This window comes from Sporosarcina sp. FSL W7-1283, assembly GCF_038003105.1.
GTDB classification, from domain to species: domain Bacteria; phylum Bacillota; class Bacilli; order Bacillales_A; family Planococcaceae; genus Sporosarcina; species Sporosarcina newyorkensis.
In genome coordinates this window covers 1,327,305-1,346,446 of the sequence record NZ_JBBOOL010000001.1, presented here as the reverse complement: position 1 = coordinate 1,346,446, position 19,142 = coordinate 1,327,305, and the positions used below count along the sequence as shown (strand labels likewise).

Below are 19,142 nucleotides of genomic sequence, written 5' to 3'. Positions count from 1 at the left end.
TTCCAATCAATCTTCTTTGGTATCTACATCTGCGTATAAATCATAGTCTTCTGTCTCTTCGACAGGTGTTTCTTCTTCATACTCATATGCTTCCAGATAGTCACCTGTATCTTCAGTGTCCCCGTCTGGCTCCTCTACACTGTATGCGTTCAATTCTTCTTCAGTGCGAGGATAGACCCCCAACTCTCTTGCATCTGTTTCACTCTTAATATCAATTTTCCAGCCAGTCAATTTTGCGGCCAATCTTGCGTTTTGACCTCTTTTACCGATGGCTAAAGATAATTGATAATCCGGAACAACAACAGTTGTGGAACGCTCTTCCTCATCTACTTGAACATCGAGTACTTTTGATGGGCTTAATGCATTCGCTACAAACACTACAGGGTCTTCAGACCATTCAACAATGTCGACTTTTTCGCCATTCAATTCATTGGAAATAGATTGTACCCGAGCACCTCTAGTACCTACACAAGAACCGACTGGATCCACTTCTTCATTTGTCGTGTACACCGAAATTTTAGAACGGTCGCCAGCTTCTCTAGCAATGGATTTGATCTCTACAGTTCCATCATAAATCTCTGGTACTTCCAATTCAAATAAACGACGCAGCAAGCCGGGATGTGTTCTGGATACAAATACTTGAGGTCCTCTTGCTGTTCTCTCAACTTTTGTAATATATACTTTAATCCGATCGTGCGGTGCATACGTTTCTGTCTGGATTTGCTCGCTAGAAGGCAGGACTGCTTCTACTTTACCTAAACCAACAAATAGGTTCTTGGCATCCATTCGCTCTACAATTCCGTTCACGATGTCTTCTTCTCGATCGATATACTCTTCGTATATCAAGCCGCGTTCTGCTTCACGCACACGTTGGGTGACGACTTGCTTCGCTGTTTGTGCAGCAATCCGTCCGAAGTCGCGCGGAGTGACTTCTTCTTCTACAATGTCTCCGATTTCATATACGGGATTGATGACTTGTGCATCTTCCAATGAAATTTGCAGACGTTCATCTTCCACATCTTCTACAACATCTTTTCGTGAATAGACTTTCATCGTACCTTTATCTAAATTCAAATCAACACGGACATTTTGTGCCTGATTAAAATTCCGCTTATACGCTGTTACAAGCGCCGCTTCAATCGCATCCACCAACACATCTCTTGAAATACCTTTTTGCTGTTCAAGAGCTGTCAGTGCTTCGAGTAGATCACTACTCATGTTCATCACTCCTACATTCTATTATCATCCCGCCACTTTATAGTGATGGAACTCTTTGAAAAATCTTAGTACCGATTCTTAACGGGGCTAAACGGCGTCTTCCACTTTTAAGTTAAAAGTCAATTGCCAGACGGGCTAGTGCAATTTTGGTTTTATCAATTTCTACTAAGACTTTTCGTGTTTTGATTCGTATTTCCACTTTTGCGAAGTCTGGCCCGTATCCAAGTAAATACCCTTCGAATTCTTTCATACCATCTATGGGTTCATAAGTTTTGATGAATACATATTGGCCGACTGCTTTTTCAAAATCTTCATCTTTTTTCAATGGTCTTTCCGCTCCGGGAGAAGACACTTCAAGGAAGTAATTCTGTGTTATCGGGTCTACGCGATCTAGTTCCTCGCTCAATTTTTCACTGACCGCCGCACATTGATCGATGTCAATATTTCCTTCTGGCGTATCAATATAAACACGTAAAAACCAATCTCGACCCTCTTTTACGAACTCAACGTCTACTAGTTCAAGGCCCAATTCTTCTACAATCGGACTTGTCAACTGTTCGACTTCCTCTGTAATTTTACTCAAATGTATCCCTCCCGAAATTAAAATCAATCACGCCTCGGCGTGATTGTGTCCGGACTTTGAATTGTGCTTGCACAATTAACTCCTTACAAAATCCGTGACATCCAGCTGCAACGGCTAGACCCTCGGGACGTTTCAAACTAGCAGTAAAGGCAAAAGGCGCCTTTATTGCTAGCCTTCCAACGCCTGTCGGGGCTAAACAGCCGTCTCCGCCTTTGATGACATCCAGTTGCAACGGCTAGACCCTCGGGACGTTTCAGACTAAGCAGTAAAGGCAAAAAGCGCCTTTATTGCTAGCTTTCCAACGCCTGTCGGGGCTAAACAGCCATCTCCGCCTTTGATGACACCCGCCGGAGGCTTTATCTGGATTCAGCCGGAGTTTGAAAACCCATTGAACAAAAAAACACTTGCATTTCCACTGCTGAATTCAGATAAACAACAGAAAAGAGCGGGAAGCCCCACTCTTTTCCGTAAGACGTATAGCAAAAGTTGTCTCAATCGTATCACAACGCTATTTACAATGCAAATGATGTAGCCATTTACAAGCGTTAGAACAACGATAATTGATTCGCTTCTGGCATTCCTTCCAAGCAGCCAAAATTATCTAAGTACTCGACAATTGTTTTGGAAACTCGGCCTCTCTTCTGAAAATCTTCCTTGGATAAAAACTCTCCATCTTTGCGTGCTTCCACGATCGTCTTCGCTACGTTCGTTCCCAATGAAGGAATCGCGTTAAAAGGCGGAATCAATTGGTTGTCTTCAATGATGAATTGCGTTGCATCCGATTTATATAAATCTGGTTTTGCAAATGTAAATCCACGTTCCACCATCTCCAGCGCAATTTCCAGGACGGTCACCAAGTTCTTTTCTTTTGGTGGGGCATCCAAACCTTTATCGTTTATTTCTTTAACCTTTGCACGGATTGAAGCAGAGCCTTTTGACATCGTCATCAAATCAAAGTCCGTTGCTCGCACAGTGAAATAGGTAGCATAATACATAATTGGATGGTGCACTTTAAAATACGCAATACGGAGTGCCATCAATACATATGCAGCTGCGTGCGCCTTCGGGAACATATATTTAATCTTCTTGCACGAACTGATATACCAGCCAGGTACTTTATTCGCTTTCATCTCCGCTTCGAATTCAGGCGTCAGCCCTTTTCCTTTACGCACAGACTCCATAATCTTAAAGGCAAGCGAAGGTTCCAGTCCTTGATAAATCAAGTAGACCATAATATCATCCCGACAACCGATTACTTCGGAAAGCTGACAAGTTTTATTCTGAATCAATTCCTGAGCGTTTCCTAGCCATACATCCGTACCGTGGGATAAACCTGATATCTGAATCAACTCAGAGAAAGTTGACGGTTTGGTCTCTTCAAGCATTTGTCGAACAAAGCGCGTTCCGAACTCGGGCACGCCAAGCGTTCCCGTCTTACAATCGATTTGCTCTTCCGTTACGCCGAGTGAAGACGTTCCGCTGAACAATGCCATGACACCAGGATCATCTGGCGCAATCGTTTTAGCATCAATACCGGATAAATCCTCCAGCATTTTAATCATCGTCGGATCATCATGTCCGAGAATATCCAGTTTCAATAAGTTATTATCGATCGAATGAAAGTCAAAGTGCGTCGTGCGCCAACTGGATTGTATATCATCTGCCGGAAACTGAATGGGCGTAAAATCAAAAATGTCCATCGTATCCGGAACAACAATAATTCCGCCGGGGTGCTGTCCTGTGTTTCGTTTTACGCCTGAACAGCCTTGCACCAACCGGTCGATTTCCGCGCCGCGCATTTGCAAATCATTATCGTTCATATAACCGCGAACATACCCATAGGCCGTCTTTTCAGCAACCGTCCCGATTGTTCCTGCTCGGTAAACATAATCTTCGCCGAATAATTCTTTTGTATAGTTGTGTGCGTGCGCTTGGTATTCGCCGCTGAAGTTCAAGTCAATATCCGGAACTTTATCCCCAGCAAACCCGAGGAACGTTTCGAATGGAATATCTTGTCCGTCTTTTTTAAACATCGTTCCACATTTTTCGCATTCTTTATCCGGTAAGTCATAACCCGATCCTACAGAACCATCATCGAAAAACTCGTTCGTTTTGCACGAAGGACAGACGTAATGAGGCGGCATCGGATTTACTTCTGTAATTTCCATCATGGTCGCGACGAATGAAGATCCTACCGATCCACGTGAACCGACCAAATAGCCATCGTCCAAAGACTTTTTCACAAGTTTATGCGAAATTAAATAAATAACCGCAAATCCATTATCAATAATGGAGGTCAATTCTTTTTCAATACGCGCCTCGATAATTTCCGGCAGCGTGTCTCCATAAATACGTCGAGCCATTGAGTACGTCAACTCACGGACTTCATCGTCAGCGCCTTCTATCGTAGGTGTATATAAATCATCTTTTATCGGTTTAACTTCACCAACACGCTCTACAATCTTCAGCGGGTTCTCTACGACAATCTCTTTCGCCGCTTCTTCACCTAAAAATTCGAATTCCTTCAGCATTTCATCTGTTGTCCTGAAATGAACAGCCGGGAGTGAATGACGGTTCATCGGATTGGCGCCTCCTTGCGAGCGAACCAAGACTTTACGATACGTAGCATCCGTCTCATCCAAGTAATGAACATTGCCAGTGGCACAAACCGGTAAGCCGGTCTTTTTACCGAGCTTAAGCATTTTACGCATAATATCTTCTAAGTTCCATTCGTCACGAATCAAATCTAGTTCCAGTAAATGCGAGTAGACAGGTTTCGGATGGATTTCTAAGTAATCATAAAAACTTGCAATTTCTTCGACTTCTTCCATTGGTTTTTGCATTAACCCTTCAAATACTTCGCCTTTGTCGCATCCTGATCCTACTAATAGCCCGTTGCGGTGCTTCACTAATAAAGAACGCGGGATACGCGGGACACGATAGAAGAAATCCATATGTGAAATGGAAACCAACTTGAATAAGTTTTTCAACCCTTCATTATCAGTTGCGATCAACGTACAGTGAGATGGGCGTGAACGTTTATAGGCATCGCCTTCACCAATGTTTTTATTCAGGTCATCCAACCATTCAATTCCTTTTTCCTGCGCGTCTGCTAATAATCTTAAGAAAAGATACGCAGTAGCTTCTGTATCGTAAATCGCCCGGTGATGCTGCGTCAATTCGATATCGAACTTTTTAGCGAGTGTGTTCAAACGGTGATTACGCAATTCCGGGTAAAGAAAACGTGAAAGCTCCAATGTATCGATCACTGGATATGCGGGCGTTTCAATTTTCGCTCGTTTACAAGAAGCGTAGAAAAAGCCCATATCAAATGAAGCGTTGTGGGCAATTAGCACAGCATCGCCGATGAACTCAATAAAATCCGCCATAACTTCGGATACTTCAGGCGCATCTTTGACCATATCATCCGTGATACCTGTCAAGTTTGTTGTAACCGACGACAAGGGATGATGGGGATTAGCAAAACGTTCAAAACGATCAATAATCTCTCCGCCCCGTACACGGACTGCGGCAAGCTCGATAATCGTATCATACACTGCAGATAATCCAGTGGTTTCCACGTCAAATACTACATACGTATCCGTCTCTAACAGTCTATGTTGTTCTTCGTAAACAATCGGTACTCCATCGTCTACAAGATTGGCTTCTAACCCGAATAACACTTTAATTCCATGCTTTTTCCCTGCATTGTAAGCTTCGGGAAAGGACTGAACATTCGCATGATCCGTAATTGCAATCGCGGTGTGCCCCCATTTGGCGGCTTGCGCGACTAGGGCTTGAGCTGACACGACAGCATCCATTTGACTCATCGATGTATGGGCATGCAATTCCACGCGTTTTTGTCCCTCAGGGGCTTTGTCTTTTCGCTCAATCGAAGATATAACAGCTAAATCTTGCGCCATCATGATCAAATCTCTAACGAATGTATCATTTTGAATACTTCCTCTTGCGCGTACCCACATTCCCTTTTTAAAGGATTTCATTAATTCCGCATCTTCATTGTCACGCGAAAACATCTTCACTAAAATTGAGTCGGTATAATCTGTTACTTTTAGCGTCAATAGCGAGCGGCCACTCCGAAGTTCTCTAATCTCAGCGTCAAATACAAACCCTTCAATGATCAGCCTGCGTTCTTCATCTTGAATTTCATGAATGGGTACAATCGCCTCGCCCTGCTTAATTGGAGTACCCAGTATTAACGGACGGTCGGAATCTCCTTGTTCGCTCTTCATCGTTTCACGTTGCTGTAACTGTTCAAATGCTTTCTTTGACAGTTCTTCTTCCTCTTGTTGTTTTTGAGAAAGAAATTGCTGAAGCTCTTCTTTAGCATTTTGATTTTCTTCAATAGTCACATCAACTGTCAATTGAGGAAACCCGAATTGTTGATAAAGATTCGCTAAAGGTGCTACATATTTATTTTTCAATGTCTGGCATTCCAAATCACTCTGACAATTAATCAATAATTTTTCACCGTGTAACGTCGGCAGTTGCTCCACTAAGCATTGACGAAGGGGCGGTGAAATATCAGCCAATTCTTCCACTACAAGCGGCCAGTAGGCTTTGATCAACTGCTCATCCGCGGATGTTTTACGGCTTTCTATTTGTAGATGGACATTTGCTATTGATGCAAATGCTTCGTGAACACGCTGTTGCATTAAACGGAAAACATCAAGAGGTAACACTTCATCCAGTGTGATATTGAACTTCCACACTCTCGACTTCTTATGTACCGTCACACGGTTCAGTTCTCCATTTTGAAAATAAGGCATTAATTGATCATCCGTTAAGCCTGACTGCTGCAACAAAGTTAAAAACTTCTTTCCAGCATCCAATATAAATTCCTCCAATCTATCGCGAAAAGAAGGGAAGTTCCGTTAACGGACTCCCCTTCCTTTTTAATCTGCACTGAAGAAGGATTGCAACTTTTCTAAGACTTCTTCTTTTTGCCAATCTATAGACTCTCCGCTCTGACGGAATGTCACTTCTACAATTCCTTCAGCGGCTCTTTTACCAATTGTAATTCGTACCGGCAAACCAATCAAGTCAGAGTCTGCGAATTTTACGCCTGCTCTTTCGGCACGGTCATCGTACAGCACATCATATCGATAGGATTCCAATACCGCATACAATTCATCCGCCAGTTGTTTTTGAACTTCATCTTTAACATTGACTGTTACCAGATGGATATCAAATGGAGCTAGATGTTTTGGCCATTTCAAACCGTATTCATCATTGAACTGTTCAGCAATGGCTGCGATTAAACGAGATATCCCTAGCTCGTAACTTCCCATGATGAAAGGTTTAGCTCTTCCATGCTCATTTAAGAAGTTCCCTTTCATTTGCTCACTGTAAGAAGTGCCCAGTTTACATATGTGGCCAATCCCAATACCTTCTGCAAATTTAATAGAGCCCATACCATCTGGAGATGCTTCTCCTTCTTGGAGATAGCGGATATCTAAATAATCATCGATAGCAAAATCGCGCTCCGGATTAACATTAATGAGATGATAATCATCTTCATTGGCACCTGCTACTCCATTAACAACAGATGCTACAGCATGGTCCGCAAACACCTTGACACCCACCGGAAGTTTTACCGGCCCGATTGAACCCGCATGACAGCCAAGCAATTCCTCGATTTCTTGTTCAGATGCCAACTCTACCTTTTCTACATTCAGTGCTTTTTTTAATTTATGTTCATTAATACTATGATCGCCACGACACACAACGACCGAAAGTTCTTCGTCAATTTTATAAACTAACGATTTCAGAATTAACTCAGGATCGATAGCAAGAAACTCAATTAATTCTTCAATTGTCCGTTGGTTCGGCGTTGCAATCTTAGTTGTTTCTTTCAGTTTTTCCTCTGATGTCTCATATTCTACATTGACCTCTGCCATTGCAATATTGGCAGCGTATGTCGAACTATCACTATAAGCAATCTTGTCCTCACCGATTTCAGCCAAGGCAATAAATTCATGCGCTCCTTCGCCGCCATCCGAGATGACCATTCTGAAATGCATACCTAGGCGCGTCAATATATTCGTGTACGCCTGCATTACCTCTAAATACTTTTCATCCAAGCTTTCTTGTGTAGCATGGAATGAATAAGCATCTTTCATAATAAACTCCCGGTTACGAAGCAAGCCATAACGCGGCTTATCCTCATCGCGGAATTTCGTTTGAATTTGAAATAGTGTCAAAGGCAATTTTTTGTAGGATCTTACTTCATCACGCAACAAAGAAATGATTACTTCTTCATCTGTGGGGCTGAGAACAAATTCTTTATCATGTCGATCTCGAAGTCGAAATAATTCATCTCCAAATGAATCTAAGCGTTCGGTTTCTTTCCATAATTCCGCTCGTTGCAACGCGGGCATGGAAATTTCAACTCCTTCGATCGCTTCCATTTCTTGACGTATGATCTTTTCGATTTTGCGAAAGACTCTTTGAGCAAGCGTTAAATATGTGTAGATACCGCTCCCATTCTGTCGGATGTATCCTGCCCGCAGGAGCAATTGATGGGAACGAATATCTGCATCTGCCGGGGTCTCTCGCATCGTTGGTATAAATGTTTTCGATTGTTTCATGATATGCTTCCACCTTTTTTAGAAGAAAAATCGTTGAATGTCATTCCATGTCACAACAAGCATCAAGACCATCAGCAACATAATACCGACAAAATGCACCATGCCTTCTTTTTGTTTGTCGATCGGTTTTCCACGTAAGCCTTCGAATAAGAAGAACAATAATCTTCCACCATCAAGAGCTGGCAGCGGGAGTAAATTCATAATCCCTAAATTGATACTTAATACGGCTCCCCAATTCATTAAATTGAAAATACCATACTGTGCTACTTCTTCAGTCGCTTTATAAATGCCGACTGGTCCTGACAATGCATCAATTGTAAATTGACCTGTTACGAGCATGCCTAACAACTCAAATATTTTCACAGTCCATGTATAAGTCTGTTCTGCTCCGAACACCACAGATTTAATGATACCTTTTTCTAAAGGACTAGAGTAAATCACACCTATTTGACCGAATTCACGTCCTGCATCTTCAATTGTCTCCGGAATTACTTCTAACGAAACTGTTTCTCCGGCCCTTTCCACTTCCAAAGCCATAGGAACACCAGGGCTTTCCTGAATTGCTTCAGAAAACTCTGTCCATGAGTCTATTGATTTCCCATCGACACCTGTTATTAGATCATCCTTTTTTAAACCTGCCATTTGTGCTGGCGTATCAGGTTTCACTTCAGAAATAATCGGTTCATTGGTCGGCACACCATTCAGTAAACCAAGTGCCAGAAAGATAAAGAACGCTAAAATAAAGTTGAAAAGCGGTCCTGCGAAAATAGCCATCGCTCTGCTGCCAAGTGACTTGGATTCAAATTGCCGATCATAAGGAGCAATTAATGTTTCTTGTCCTTTTTCTATAATCATAGCAGTTCTAGCAATTTTTAGACGTACTAATTTTCCATCTTCATCGTATCCCTCAATATATAACTCTTTATCCAAATCTGATTTTTCTACTTCCAGATTCAAAATATTCGGATTGGACACATTGCGATTTAAATAAATCTTTTCTATTTCGTCTTGTGCATTTAGCAACAAGCCAACTCGAAAGCCTGGCTGCAATTCGACTGTATCAAAGTCTTCTCCTGCCATCCGCACATATCCACCAAGCGGAAGCAAGCGAATGGTATATTGTGTTTCCCCTTTTCGAATCGCTAATATTTTAGGCCCCATCCCTATAGCGAATTCACGTACCATGATCCCTGCTCTTTTAGCGAAGAGAAAATGTCCAAACTCATGAAATGCTACAAGTGTCCCGAATATTACAATGAACGCAATAACGGTTTCCATTCAGTAACCACCTTCATCGGCCATCACAGCCTAAAATTAATCTCGTTACTTTACTATACCATACACTTTTTTTCGAGTAATGCGATCTGTCTCCAAAATCTCTTCTAAATTCGGCTCTTTTATCGTCTCATGTTGTTCCATCATTTGTTCAATGATGTCTTCGATTTGCATGAAGGAGATATGTCCCCCCATGAACAACTGAACAGCCACTTCGTTTGCCGCATTCATCGCTGTCGGCATAGTGCCCCCCTCCCTACCTGCATCATATGCAAAAGCTAGGGCCTTAAATCTCTCATAATCCATTTTTTCAAAATGAAGTTTACCGATTTCATCTAATCGAAGACGCTTTGCATTCGCCATCGGAATACGGTCCGGATAGGTCAATGCATATTGAATCGGCACACGCATATCTGGTGAGCCGAGTTGGCCCATGACACTCGTATCTTCAAACTCCACCATCGAGTGGATAATGCTTTCCTTATGCAGTAAACACTCGATCTGATCATACGGCATTGCAAATAGGTGATGCGCTTCGATCACTTCTAATCCTTTATTCATCATTGTTGCGGAATCAATCGTCAATTTATTCCCCATCGACCAGTTAGGATGTGCCAAAGCTTGCTCAACCGTCACATTTTGAAGTTGATCTCTAGTAGAGTCTCGGAAACTGCCGCCAGAAGCGGTTAGTATCAATTTAGTAATACGTTTTGGATTTTCTCCATTCAATGCTTGAAATAATGCAGAGTGTTCACTATCTACAGGCACCAAAGGTACATTATGGCGTTTAGCTGCCTGTACGACCAGATCCCCTGCAGCAACCAATGTTTCTTTATTGGCAATCGCGATTGTCATACCTGCTTCAATTGCAGCGAGTGTAGGTTTAAGCCCAACACTGCCAATTACAGAGTTCAGCAATACATCCGCTTCAAAACCTACTGCTGCCTCGATTAAACCGTCTTCACCGAAAACGATCTTTACATCGGGAAATTCAGCTTGTAAACGCTCTGCATCTGTTTGCTCTAACACCGATACCAACTTTGGTTTGAACTGTGCAATAATTTCTCTCACTTTGTCCATGTTCTTTCCTGCAGACATTGAAACCAATGTGAACAACTCTGGATTGGCTCCAATAATATCGAGTGTTTGGGTACCGATCGAACCAGTCGCCCCAAGCAAATTGATTTTCTTCATATTTCTCTAACTTCCTTTCCATTAACCTACGAACTGAACAAAATGAAGTAATGGCAAGACGAACAGCAAACTGTCAAATCGATCCATAATTCCGCCATGTCCAGGTAATAGAGTACCTGAATCCTTCACATCATAATATCGTTTCAATGCTGATTCTACCAAGTCCCCAATCTGACCTACAATAGATGCCACAACGGTAACTAGAATGAACGTCACGTAGGAATTTGCGATAGGATAAAATAGATTGTAGATAAGTGTTAAGAGAACCGCACATATAATTCCGCCGATAAATCCTTCAATCGTTTTGTTCGGAGAGATTTCCGGCCACAGTTTACGTTTACCAAGTTTGCGCCCGACAAAATATGCGCCGGAATCGGTCGACCAGATGATCAACAACGCATAACCGATGTACTCCAAACCAAATAAACGCGTTTCGATTAAATAATAAAAACCAATCCCTACATATAAAGCACTCATTGCAGAAAATGCGACGTCTTCAAAAGTTGAACGGTTTTTCACTAGCACCGTGTAGACCAACAGCAATAAGACCAATACGTATACCATTTCCAACTTCTCTAAATGAAGATTGCCTTCCACTTGTTCAGTCCATTTGGAAGGCAATAAGATGACGAGTAATAGCAACCATGCTAGAAAGCCACGAACCGAGAAAATGGACATATTCCGCATGCGAAGTAACTCATATAAACCAATCGTAGAAATTGCATAGATCGCAATAATAAAAGGCAATCCTCCCATTACGACGACTGGGACAAAAAATGCAAGTGCTACGATTGCAGTTATGATTCTTTGTTTCATCCCTTCTGATCTCCTTCCAAGCTTCCAAATCGACGATCTCGATGTTGGAACTCTTCAATCGCTTGTAACAAACTTTCTTCATTAAAATCTGGCCACAGCACATCAGTAAAGATAAATTCTGCATATGCAAGTTGCCATAACATGAAATTGGACAGACGAACTTCTCCGCTCGTGCGGATTAATAAATCCGGTTCAGGTAAGTGAGCTGTCATTAATCTGGAGTTGATCAGATTTTCATCTATATCATCCGTTTGTAATGCGCCGTCTGTTACTTCTTGTGCAAGCTGCTTCATAACATGAACCAATTCTAATCTACTACCGTAATTCATGGCAAAATTCAATATAAGTCCTTTATTATCCTTCGTTATTTCGATCGCTTTTGTGATGGCTTTTCTAGTATGTCCAGGAAGTGCATCCATATTTCCGATCATTTCTACCTTTATTCCTTTTTCCATTAACTCAGGTAAATATGTATTAAGGAATTCGCCGGGAAGATTCATCAAGAAGTCGATTTCAATTTTAGGTCGTTTCCAATTTTCGGTAGAAAATGCATAGAGAGTCAGAGTTTTAACACCCAGTTCATTTGCGAAATTGGTAATTTGACGGACAGTTTTCATCCCTTCATGATGACCAGCAATTCGTGGCATTTTCCTTTGCTTCGCCCATCTTCCATTTCCATCCATGATGATTGCGACATGGAGAGGAATCTGTCTTTTTTTTACGGCGTCGATTCGTTCATCCAATAACTGAATGTTTGCCGTTTTTTTTCGCATTAGTTTTCTAAGCATAGCGTTCCTCCACTTGGCTCTTTTCGGATACTCCTACAGCCTATCCTACCAAATTGCATAGTAAATAGCATGCAAAAGACAGAAAAGAGCGTCCTAAAAGTAGGACGCTCCTCCTTATAGAAAGTTCTATACTTAAATTTCTAAAATCTCGTTTTCTTTATCTTTTGCAGTCTGATCGATTTTCTCGATGAAGTCATCCGTCATTTTCTGTACTTGATCATTGTAACGACGTAACTCATCTTCTGTGATTTCTCCGTCTTTTTCAATCTTCTTCAGTTCTTCATTACTATCACGACGGACATTACGAATAGCTACTTTTGCGTCTTCTGCTTCACGCTTAACTTCTTTCACAAGCTCTTTACGGCGCTCTTCTGTTAACGCGGGAACAGCTAAACGAATCACTGATCCATCGTTTGATGGTGTGATACCGATATCAGATTTCATAATTGCTTTTTCAATTTCACCAATCGTCGTTTTATCGTATGGCTGAACAACAATAAGGCGTGGTTCAGGTACTGAAATCCCAGCCATTTGGTTTAGAGGCGTCGGTGCACCATAATAGATGACAGAAATTCTGTCCAATAAACTAGCATTGGCTCTTCCAGCTCGGATCGATGCCAATTGTCTTGTATACGCACTATGTGCTTTTTCCATACGTTCACTCGTTTGATTCATAATTTCTTTTGTCATTATTTATTCCTCCTGACCACCGTACCAATGTCTTCTCCAAGCACGGCTTTTTTAATGTTACCATTTTCCATAATTGAGAATACTACGAGCGGTATATCATTGTCCATACATAAGGTTGAAGCTGTTGAGTCCATAACTTCCAGACCTTGACTGATCACTTCTAAGTAGGATAGCTCTAAATATTTTGTCGCATTAGCATCTTTCATTGGATCTGCTGAGTACACACCATCTACATTATTTTTCGCCATTAAAATAACATCTGCTTCAATTTCTGCAGCACGTAAAGCGGCTGTCGTATCAGTAGAAAAATACGGATTTCCTGTTCCGGCAGCAAAAATAACAACACGGTTTTTCTCCAAATGACGGATAGCTTTTCGGCGTATGTAAGGTTCTGCCACTTGTCTCATGTCAATGGAGGACATTACGCGCGTTTCAGGTCCAAGCTTTTCAAGAGCATCTTGCAATGCTAGAGAGTTCATTACCGTAGCTAGCATCCCCATATAGTCGGCAGTCGTACGGTCCATACCCATCTCACTTCCGACTTTACCTCTCCATATGTTACCTCCGCCCACAACTACAGCAACTTCTACGCCTAGTTCTACGACTTCTTTTACCTGACTGGCAACTGATTTTACAACTTCCGGAGACAAACCATACCCTTGTTCTCCTGCTAATGCTTCTCCACTTAACTTTAACACGATCCGTTTATATCTTGGATTACTCATTTAGACCCTCCTGCAATTCCCTATTCTCAAAAAAGAGGAACACATAATGGATGTGCCCCTCTGTACGATTGGTTTTAGACTTAGTTTCCTTTAACTTGGCTCATTACTTCGTCAGCAAAGTTATCTTCACGCTTCTCAATACCTTCGCCCACTTCATAACGAATAAACTCGATTAATGTTCCGCCTGTTGATTTAACGAAATCGCGGACTTTCTGATCAGAGTTCTTAACGAAAGCTTGGTCTAGCACACAAATTTCCTCGAAGTATTTTCCAAGGCGGCCTTCAACCATTTTCGCTACGATGTTTTCAGGCTTACCTTCATTCAACGCTTGTTCAGTCAATACTTTACGCTCATGCTCTACTTCTTCTTCAGACACTTGATCGCGTGAAATGTATTTAGGGTTCATCGCTGCAATGTGCATCGCTACATCTTTCGCTGCGTCCGAATCTGTTGATCCTTCAAGAACAGTTAGAACCGCAATGCGTCCGCCCATATGCAAGTAAGGTCCGAATGCATCTGCATCTGTTTTTGTACGAATTTCAAAACGACGAAGAGTGATTTTCTCTCCGATTTTAGCTACTGCATTAGAGATATGTTGAGATACCGTCAAACCGCTGTCCATTTTAGCTTCATTCGCTTCTTCAACTGTTGCCGGCTTAGTTGCAAGCAAGAATTCAGAAAGTTCTTTAACTAATTGTTGGAATCCTTCGTTTTTCGCTACGAAATCTGTTTCAGCGTTCACTTCAAGGATTACTGCTTCGTTACCTTGAACTAAAATATTCGCTACACCTTCAGCAGCAATACGATCTGCTTTCTTCGCTGCGCTTGAAAGACCTTTTTCACGCAAGAAATCGATAGCTGCTTCCATATCGCCATTAACTTCACTTAGTGCTTTTTTGCAGTCCATCATACCTGCGCCTGTTTTTTCACGAAGTTCTTTAACCATTTGGGCTGTAATTGTTGCCATTTGAGAATTCCTCCTAATAAAATTCATTTACAAATATTACTTTAAAAAAAGACGATAAGGGGTACGCCGCTTATCGTCTCATCATTTACATTAGTCTGCAGCTACAGTTTCTGTTTCGTTCGCTGTTTCAGCAGTCGCTTCATCGTCTTCACCTTGACGGGATTCAATCAAAGCATCTGCCATTTTGCTTGTAAGTAAACGTACTGCGCGGATTGCATCGTCGTTCGCCGGGATGACATAGTCGATTTCGTCCGGATCACAGTTAGTATCTACGATTCCAACGAGTGGAATATTCAATTTGATTGCTTCAGCTACCGCGATACGCTCTTTACGTGGATCCACGATGAAAATTACATCTGGCAATCCTTTCATATCACGGATACCGCCTAGGAATTTCACCAGACGATCATGTTCTTTATTTAATTGAGAAACTTCTTTCTTAGGAAGTACGTCGAATGTGCCGTCTTCTTCCATTTTCTCAATAGCTTTCATGCGTGCTACACGCTTTTGAATTGTACCAAAGTTTGTTAATGTTCCACCCAACCAACGTTGGTTGATGTAGTACATTCCTGCACGTTCTGCTTCTTCTTTGATCGCTTCTTGTGCTTGTTTCTTCGTACCTACGAAAAGGACTTTTCCTCCATCAGCACCGACTTGGCGCATGAAGTTGTAAGCTTCCTCTAATTTTTTCACCGTCTTTTGTAGATCGATGATGTAAATGCCGTTACGCTCCACAAAAATGTATTTCTTCATTTTCGGGTTCCAGCGGCGTGTTTGGTGTCCGAAATGAACACCTGCTTCTAGTAATTGCTTCATTGAGATTACTGACATGGTAATTCCTCCTATTGGTTTTTGTCCTCCGTGTACTTCCTGCGAAAAAGCGACCATAATGGCACCAACTCTTTCTTCCGCACACGTGTGTAGTAATACCATCTACTAAAATAACACAGATATAAACCTTTTGCAACAGAAGCCAATTGTTTTAGCCAAATTTCAATAATAATTCGATCTCAGTCTGACCTTTTCCAAGCTCCTTTGCAATTTCCTGTACCGACTTACCTTCTGCAAGAAGCTGTTTCGCCTTGTCCCGATCACTTAATGGAGCCATTTCTAAAGAATCTGTCGTGGCAGCATTCTTCTGATACGAACGCAATGCGAATTGAACAGGGACTGGATGTGATTTTTGCTGAACTTTTTCTGGTTCAGCAGCAGTTTCTTCATTCTGTGAATGAGTCTGTGGAAAAGCAACCTTAGATGACGGTTTATTCACCGGTCTTTTATTCAACTGTTCAATCAACCGATCATTTTCTTCTTTGATTTCTGCCAAATAAGCCATGATAGACTGATCCATCTCGTGCATAAGTTTTTGCTGTTTTTTCTCCAAGTTATTGAATTTGGAGACTTTCATATACAGTAAGGTCATAATCATAAAACTAATGATTTGTAAAATAAATAAAATAGCTACTACGATTCCCATGATATGTCACCCATTATAATCGAAAAACGAGCCCTTAAAAGGATGTTTAACTCGCTGTTCCGCTTTCTCCTGTTTTTCTCTCTTCTGCTGTTCAGATTGCTCATCAGGTTGGGAGTCGTCAGCATCCAGCTTGGCATATGGATCGGATTCAAGGACAGTTTCTTGGTTTTTAATCACTTGTTTTTCCATCGACGTATTGGCATGTTGCTGTGCAATTTGTGATTGTTGCTGTTTTTGCTCAGCAATTTTACCTGCTTCAAACGTTTTAGGTATGGCAATTTGCAATTCGATACTTTTCAAGCTCATAAAATCCCTCCATCCGTAATCTCAGCTGCCAACAATGAACGCAATTTAAACAAAGCTTTCGAATGAATCTGAGAAATTCTAGAAGTTGATAAACTTAAAATTTCACCTATTTCCGTTAGTGTCATATCTTCTTGATAAAATAAACTTAAAACAAGCTGTTCATTTTCATTCAACTCTTTAATTTTTATCACCAGATCCCTAATTAATTCTTCTTTGACAGCTAACTGTTCTGGTGTTTTTGTGTGATCATCCCGTAAGACAAACGTTTGGTCATTCTGCTCGTCGTCATCGTTCATCTTTTCATCAATCGACAAAACGTTAGCAAAATACTGTTCATGAACAGTCTGGTAAACTTCATCCGCTGTCACGCCAAGATGATCTGCGACTTCTTCAGGCGTCACGGACCGTAAATAAGATTGTTCGAGTTTGCTGATCTCTTCATCCAACTTTTTCGACTTTTCTCTGGAAGAACGCGATAGCCAGTCTTCTTTACGCAAGCCATCTATAATTGTTCCTCGGATACGAAAGGATGCATACGTATCGAATTTCAAATCTCGGGTCGGGTCAAATTTTGTTAAAGCATCAAACAGGCCTTGATAGCCTAGAGATTTAATTTCATCTCGCGAGACATTTTTCGGCAATCCCGCACTAATTCGTTGAACGTGATAGTTCACTAATGGTGTGTATAGTTGGACTAGTGCGTCACCTGCATCAGGATCACGGTCTTCGAGCCATAACTTCCACTGATGCCGTTCAGTCGTTTCTTGCTTTGTCATCGAATTCACGCCTTTCCTGTCAGCTACCGTCTGTCTACTTTTATCTCTTATCTAGTAGTATAGCAAATCTCCATAAAGAAAGGCGACTAATGAAATAGCCGCCTCTGTTTTACATTGAACGCTTAGATTTCCTGCGTACCCGCGTTAACGGTACGTACATGGAGAATACAAGTTTCCGGATCAAATTCAATCGTTCGTCCGCTCGATCCCCCGGTATCTTCTGACACAATAGGAATGGAAAGTCTTTTCAATTCTGCTTTTACCGCTTCTACATTCCTTGGACCGATTCTGATCGTGTCATTGGAACCAAATTGGAACATTTGTGCGCCGCCAGCAATTTTCGCCTTCAGACTAAATGGCCGAACTCCTTTGGCTTTTAACATTTCCATCATGGCGTAAATCCCGGTATCCGCAAATTTAGCGGCGTTTATTTTTGTGGATTTTCCTAATTGGCTATCAGGCAACATGACGTGGACCATGCCTGCAATTTGTTTTGTTTTATCGTATAGCACTACGCCTACACACGAGCCCAGACCGGACGTACGGATTGTCTGGGGTGTTTTGGCTATATTCATATCCGCAATCCCGACACGTACTACTGTTTTTGTATTCAGCATTTACAAAACACCTAAAGAACTGAAAATCGTGCGATACGAGGGTGGGTCGGGTAATAAGAAAAAATGTCCCGCTAAACTCGAAATACCTTGTTCCCCTTCTTGCAAAATTTCAGTTTCGATGACAATGACTTCATCGCTGTACTGAGATACTTCAATCAGCCCAAAACTGACGATCGCACCAACCATATCCACACTCAAAGAAGGCACGGTTGGATAAATATTCAAAGAAGTGAAATCGGAAAGTGCAGATAAATAAGAACCTGAAAGAATATTACCTAATTCTTGCAATGCAGAAGCACCTAAACCTAAATCTTCTACTTGGGAAAACATAAATGTTGGATCGCCGATCAATTTACGAATAAACTCTGTAGCGGATTCAATCGTCAACACGAAGAACATACTGCCAGTCAAATCTCCTTCAATTCGCAAGAAAATCCCAGCAACAATCTTTTCAGTGCCTCCTGCAAGTTCGAACATTTCATCAAAGGAAACCAACTCTACATTTGGGACCCGCATATCAATCTTATGCCCTAGCAGCTGAGACAAAGATGTCGCTGCATGAGCTGCCCCTATGTTGCCGATTTCTTTTAACACATCGAGATGCATTTCAGTAATTTCATTGTCAGAGTTCATCTGCATTCACCTTTTTGATCGGTTGAAGCACTTTTTCTAAATTCAACATGACGAGCAGACGTTTATCCACTTTAGCCACCCCAGAAATGAATTCTGATTCTACAGAACCGACTACTTCCGGCTGAGGTCCAATCACGCTTGTAGGTACGTCCATGACATCATTGGCGTCGTCCACGATTAAACCAACTTCCGAATCAGCATGTGAAACGATAATAATGCAGCTTGATTCATCAAATTCTTTTGGTTCCATATCAAAGCGTTCACGTAAATCTACTACTGGCGTCACGACACCTCGCAAATTCAACACACCTTTAACATATGAAGGCATTCTAGGAACCCGTGTAATGGATAAAGATTTCTCAATTGATTCCACCACATCCAAACCAATCGCATATTCCTTATTCATCAGTTGGAAGACAATTACTTTCATATCACTTACTTCAACAGCTTTTGCCATGCTTCTAG

Annotated in this window: 19 protein-coding genes; all 19 read right to left on the bottom strand. The window is 41.6% G+C overall.

What is annotated here, in order from left to right:
* Positions 1-6 precede the first annotated feature (6 nt).
* The 19 genes from nusA to MKY93_RS06245 all read right to left on the bottom strand — a co-directional run bounded on the left by nusA (position 7) and on the right by MKY93_RS06245 (position 19,134).
* Positions 7-1,218, bottom strand: coding sequence for a transcription termination factor NusA (gene nusA, locus MKY93_RS06335; RefSeq protein WP_040758240.1), 1,212 nt, complete (start codon positions 1,216-1,218; stop codon positions 7-9).
* Between the two features lie 112 nt (positions 1,219-1,330).
* A complete protein-coding gene (gene rimP, locus MKY93_RS06330; RefSeq protein WP_009497359.1) occupies positions 1,331-1,801 on the bottom strand; it encodes a ribosome maturation factor RimP in 471 nt (156 codons plus the stop codon).
* Positions 1,794-2,033 carry a hypothetical protein gene (locus tag MKY93_RS06325; protein WP_078817734.1) on the bottom strand — a complete coding sequence of 80 codons (240 nt, stop codon included), beginning with the start codon at positions 2,031-2,033 and terminating at the stop codon, positions 1,794-1,796. The genes rimP and MKY93_RS06325 overlap by 8 nt, the downstream gene beginning before the upstream one ends.
* A gap of 313 nt (positions 2,034-2,346) precedes the next feature.
* Entirely contained in the window at positions 2,347-6,657 is a 4,311-nt protein-coding gene (locus MKY93_RS06320; RefSeq protein ID WP_445683506.1) for a PolC-type DNA polymerase III, read from the bottom strand.
* A 60-nt stretch (positions 6,658-6,717) separates the two neighbouring features.
* Positions 6,718-8,412, bottom strand: a complete 1,695-nt coding sequence (locus tag MKY93_RS06315; RefSeq protein WP_340758560.1) for a proline--tRNA ligase — start codon at positions 8,410-8,412, stop codon at positions 6,718-6,720.
* Between the two features lie 18 nt (positions 8,413-8,430).
* Positions 8,431-9,690 carry an RIP metalloprotease RseP gene (gene rseP, locus MKY93_RS06310; RefSeq protein WP_009497363.1) on the bottom strand — a complete coding sequence of 420 codons (1,260 nt, stop codon included), beginning with the start codon at positions 9,688-9,690 and terminating at the stop codon, positions 8,431-8,433.
* Positions 9,691-9,735: 45 nt separating this feature from the next.
* Positions 9,736-10,881, bottom strand: a complete 1,146-nt coding sequence (gene dxr / locus MKY93_RS06305) for a 1-deoxy-D-xylulose-5-phosphate reductoisomerase (protein ID WP_340758559.1) — start codon at positions 10,879-10,881, stop codon at positions 9,736-9,738.
* Positions 10,882-10,902: 21 nt separating this feature from the next.
* The gene (locus MKY93_RS06300) at positions 10,903-11,697 is read right to left on the bottom strand and encodes a phosphatidate cytidylyltransferase (RefSeq protein WP_221836047.1); all 795 of its coding nucleotides are present in this window, start codon (positions 11,695-11,697) and stop codon (positions 10,903-10,905) included.
* On the bottom strand, positions 11,694-12,485 hold the full coding sequence (locus MKY93_RS06295; RefSeq protein WP_009497366.1) for an isoprenyl transferase: 792 nt from the start codon (positions 12,483-12,485) through the stop codon (positions 11,694-11,696). The genes MKY93_RS06300 and MKY93_RS06295 overlap by 4 nt, the downstream gene beginning before the upstream one ends.
* 132 nt (positions 12,486-12,617) lie before the next feature.
* A complete protein-coding gene (gene frr / locus MKY93_RS06290) occupies positions 12,618-13,175 on the bottom strand; it encodes a ribosome recycling factor (protein WP_009497367.1) in 558 nt (185 codons plus the stop codon).
* On the bottom strand, positions 13,175-13,900 hold the full coding sequence (gene pyrH / locus MKY93_RS06285; protein WP_221836048.1) for a UMP kinase: 726 nt from the start codon (positions 13,898-13,900) through the stop codon (positions 13,175-13,177). The genes frr and pyrH overlap by 1 nt, the downstream gene beginning before the upstream one ends.
* 80 nt (positions 13,901-13,980) lie before the next feature.
* On the bottom strand, positions 13,981-14,868 hold the full coding sequence (tsf, locus tag MKY93_RS06280) for a translation elongation factor Ts (RefSeq protein WP_340758558.1): 888 nt from the start codon (positions 14,866-14,868) through the stop codon (positions 13,981-13,983).
* A gap of 90 nt (positions 14,869-14,958) precedes the next feature.
* On the bottom strand, positions 14,959-15,699 hold the full coding sequence (gene rpsB, locus MKY93_RS06275) for a 30S ribosomal protein S2 (protein ID WP_040758243.1): 741 nt from the start codon (positions 15,697-15,699) through the stop codon (positions 14,959-14,961).
* Positions 15,700-15,850: 151 nt separating this feature from the next.
* Complete coding sequence (locus MKY93_RS06270) at positions 15,851-16,345, bottom strand: YlxL like protein (protein WP_009497371.1); 495 nt, start codon at positions 16,343-16,345, stop codon at positions 15,851-15,853.
* A 6-nt stretch (positions 16,346-16,351) separates the two neighbouring features.
* Positions 16,352-16,651: a hypothetical protein gene (locus tag MKY93_RS06265; protein ID WP_009497372.1), complete on the bottom strand. Its 300-nt coding sequence runs from the start codon at positions 16,649-16,651 to the stop codon at positions 16,352-16,354.
* The gene (locus tag MKY93_RS06260; protein WP_340758557.1) at positions 16,648-17,427 is read right to left on the bottom strand and encodes a FliA/WhiG family RNA polymerase sigma factor; all 780 of its coding nucleotides are present in this window, start codon (positions 17,425-17,427) and stop codon (positions 16,648-16,650) included. The genes MKY93_RS06265 and MKY93_RS06260 overlap by 4 nt, the downstream gene beginning before the upstream one ends.
* A gap of 122 nt (positions 17,428-17,549) precedes the next feature.
* Entirely contained in the window at positions 17,550-18,044 is a 495-nt protein-coding gene (locus MKY93_RS06255) for a chemotaxis protein CheD (protein WP_340758556.1), read from the bottom strand.
* The gene (locus MKY93_RS06250) at positions 18,045-18,677 is read right to left on the bottom strand and encodes a chemotaxis protein CheC (protein WP_340758555.1); all 633 of its coding nucleotides are present in this window, start codon (positions 18,675-18,677) and stop codon (positions 18,045-18,047) included.
* Positions 18,667-19,134, bottom strand: a complete 468-nt coding sequence (locus MKY93_RS06245; protein WP_221836061.1) for a chemotaxis protein CheW — start codon at positions 19,132-19,134, stop codon at positions 18,667-18,669. Before MKY93_RS06245 ends, MKY93_RS06250 begins: the two co-directional genes overlap by 11 nt.
* Positions 19,135-19,142: the final 8 nt, after the last annotated feature.

Coding starts and splice junctions, on each gene's coding strand:
- nusA (WP_040758240.1), bottom strand. CDS start 1,218: ATGAGTAGTGATCTACTCGAAGCACTGACAGCTCTTGAACAGCAAAAA.
- MKY93_RS06315 (WP_340758560.1), bottom strand. CDS start 8,412: ATGAAACAATCGAAAACATTTATACCAACGATGCGAGAGACCCCGGCA.
- rseP (WP_009497363.1), bottom strand. CDS start 9,690: ATGGAAACCGTTATTGCGTTCATTGTAATATTCGGGACACTTGTAGCA.
- dxr (WP_340758559.1), bottom strand. CDS start 10,881: ATGAAGAAAATCAATTTGCTTGGGGCGACTGGTTCGATCGGTACCCAA.
- MKY93_RS06300 (WP_221836047.1), bottom strand. CDS start 11,697: ATGAAACAAAGAATCATAACTGCAATCGTAGCACTTGCATTTTTTGTC.
- MKY93_RS06295 (WP_009497366.1), bottom strand. CDS start 12,485: ATGCTTAGAAAACTAATGCGAAAAAAAACGGCAAACATTCAGTTATTG.
- frr (WP_009497367.1), bottom strand. CDS start 13,175: ATGACAAAAGAAATTATGAATCAAACGAGTGAACGTATGGAAAAAGCA.
- pyrH (WP_221836048.1), bottom strand. CDS start 13,900: ATGAGTAATCCAAGATATAAACGGATCGTGTTAAAGTTAAGTGGAGAA.
- tsf (WP_340758558.1), bottom strand. CDS start 14,868: ATGGCAACAATTACAGCCCAAATGGTTAAAGAACTTCGTGAAAAAACA.
- rpsB (WP_040758243.1), bottom strand. CDS start 15,699: ATGTCAGTAATCTCAATGAAGCAATTACTAGAAGCAGGTGTTCATTTC.
- MKY93_RS06270 (WP_009497371.1), bottom strand. CDS start 16,345: ATGGGAATCGTAGTAGCTATTTTATTTATTTTACAAATCATTAGTTTT.
- MKY93_RS06265 (WP_009497372.1), bottom strand. CDS start 16,651: ATGAGCTTGAAAAGTATCGAATTGCAAATTGCCATACCTAAAACGTTT.
- MKY93_RS06260 (WP_340758557.1), bottom strand. CDS start 17,427: ATGACAAAGCAAGAAACGACTGAACGGCATCAGTGGAAGTTATGGCTC.
- MKY93_RS06255 (WP_340758556.1), bottom strand. CDS start 18,044: ATGCTGAATACAAAAACAGTAGTACGTGTCGGGATTGCGGATATGAAT.
- MKY93_RS06250 (WP_340758555.1), bottom strand. CDS start 18,677: ATGAACTCTGACAATGAAATTACTGAAATGCATCTCGATGTGTTAAAA.
- MKY93_RS06245 (WP_221836061.1), bottom strand. CDS start 19,134: ATGGCAAAAGCTGTTGAAGTAAGTGATATGAAAGTAATTGTCTTCCAA.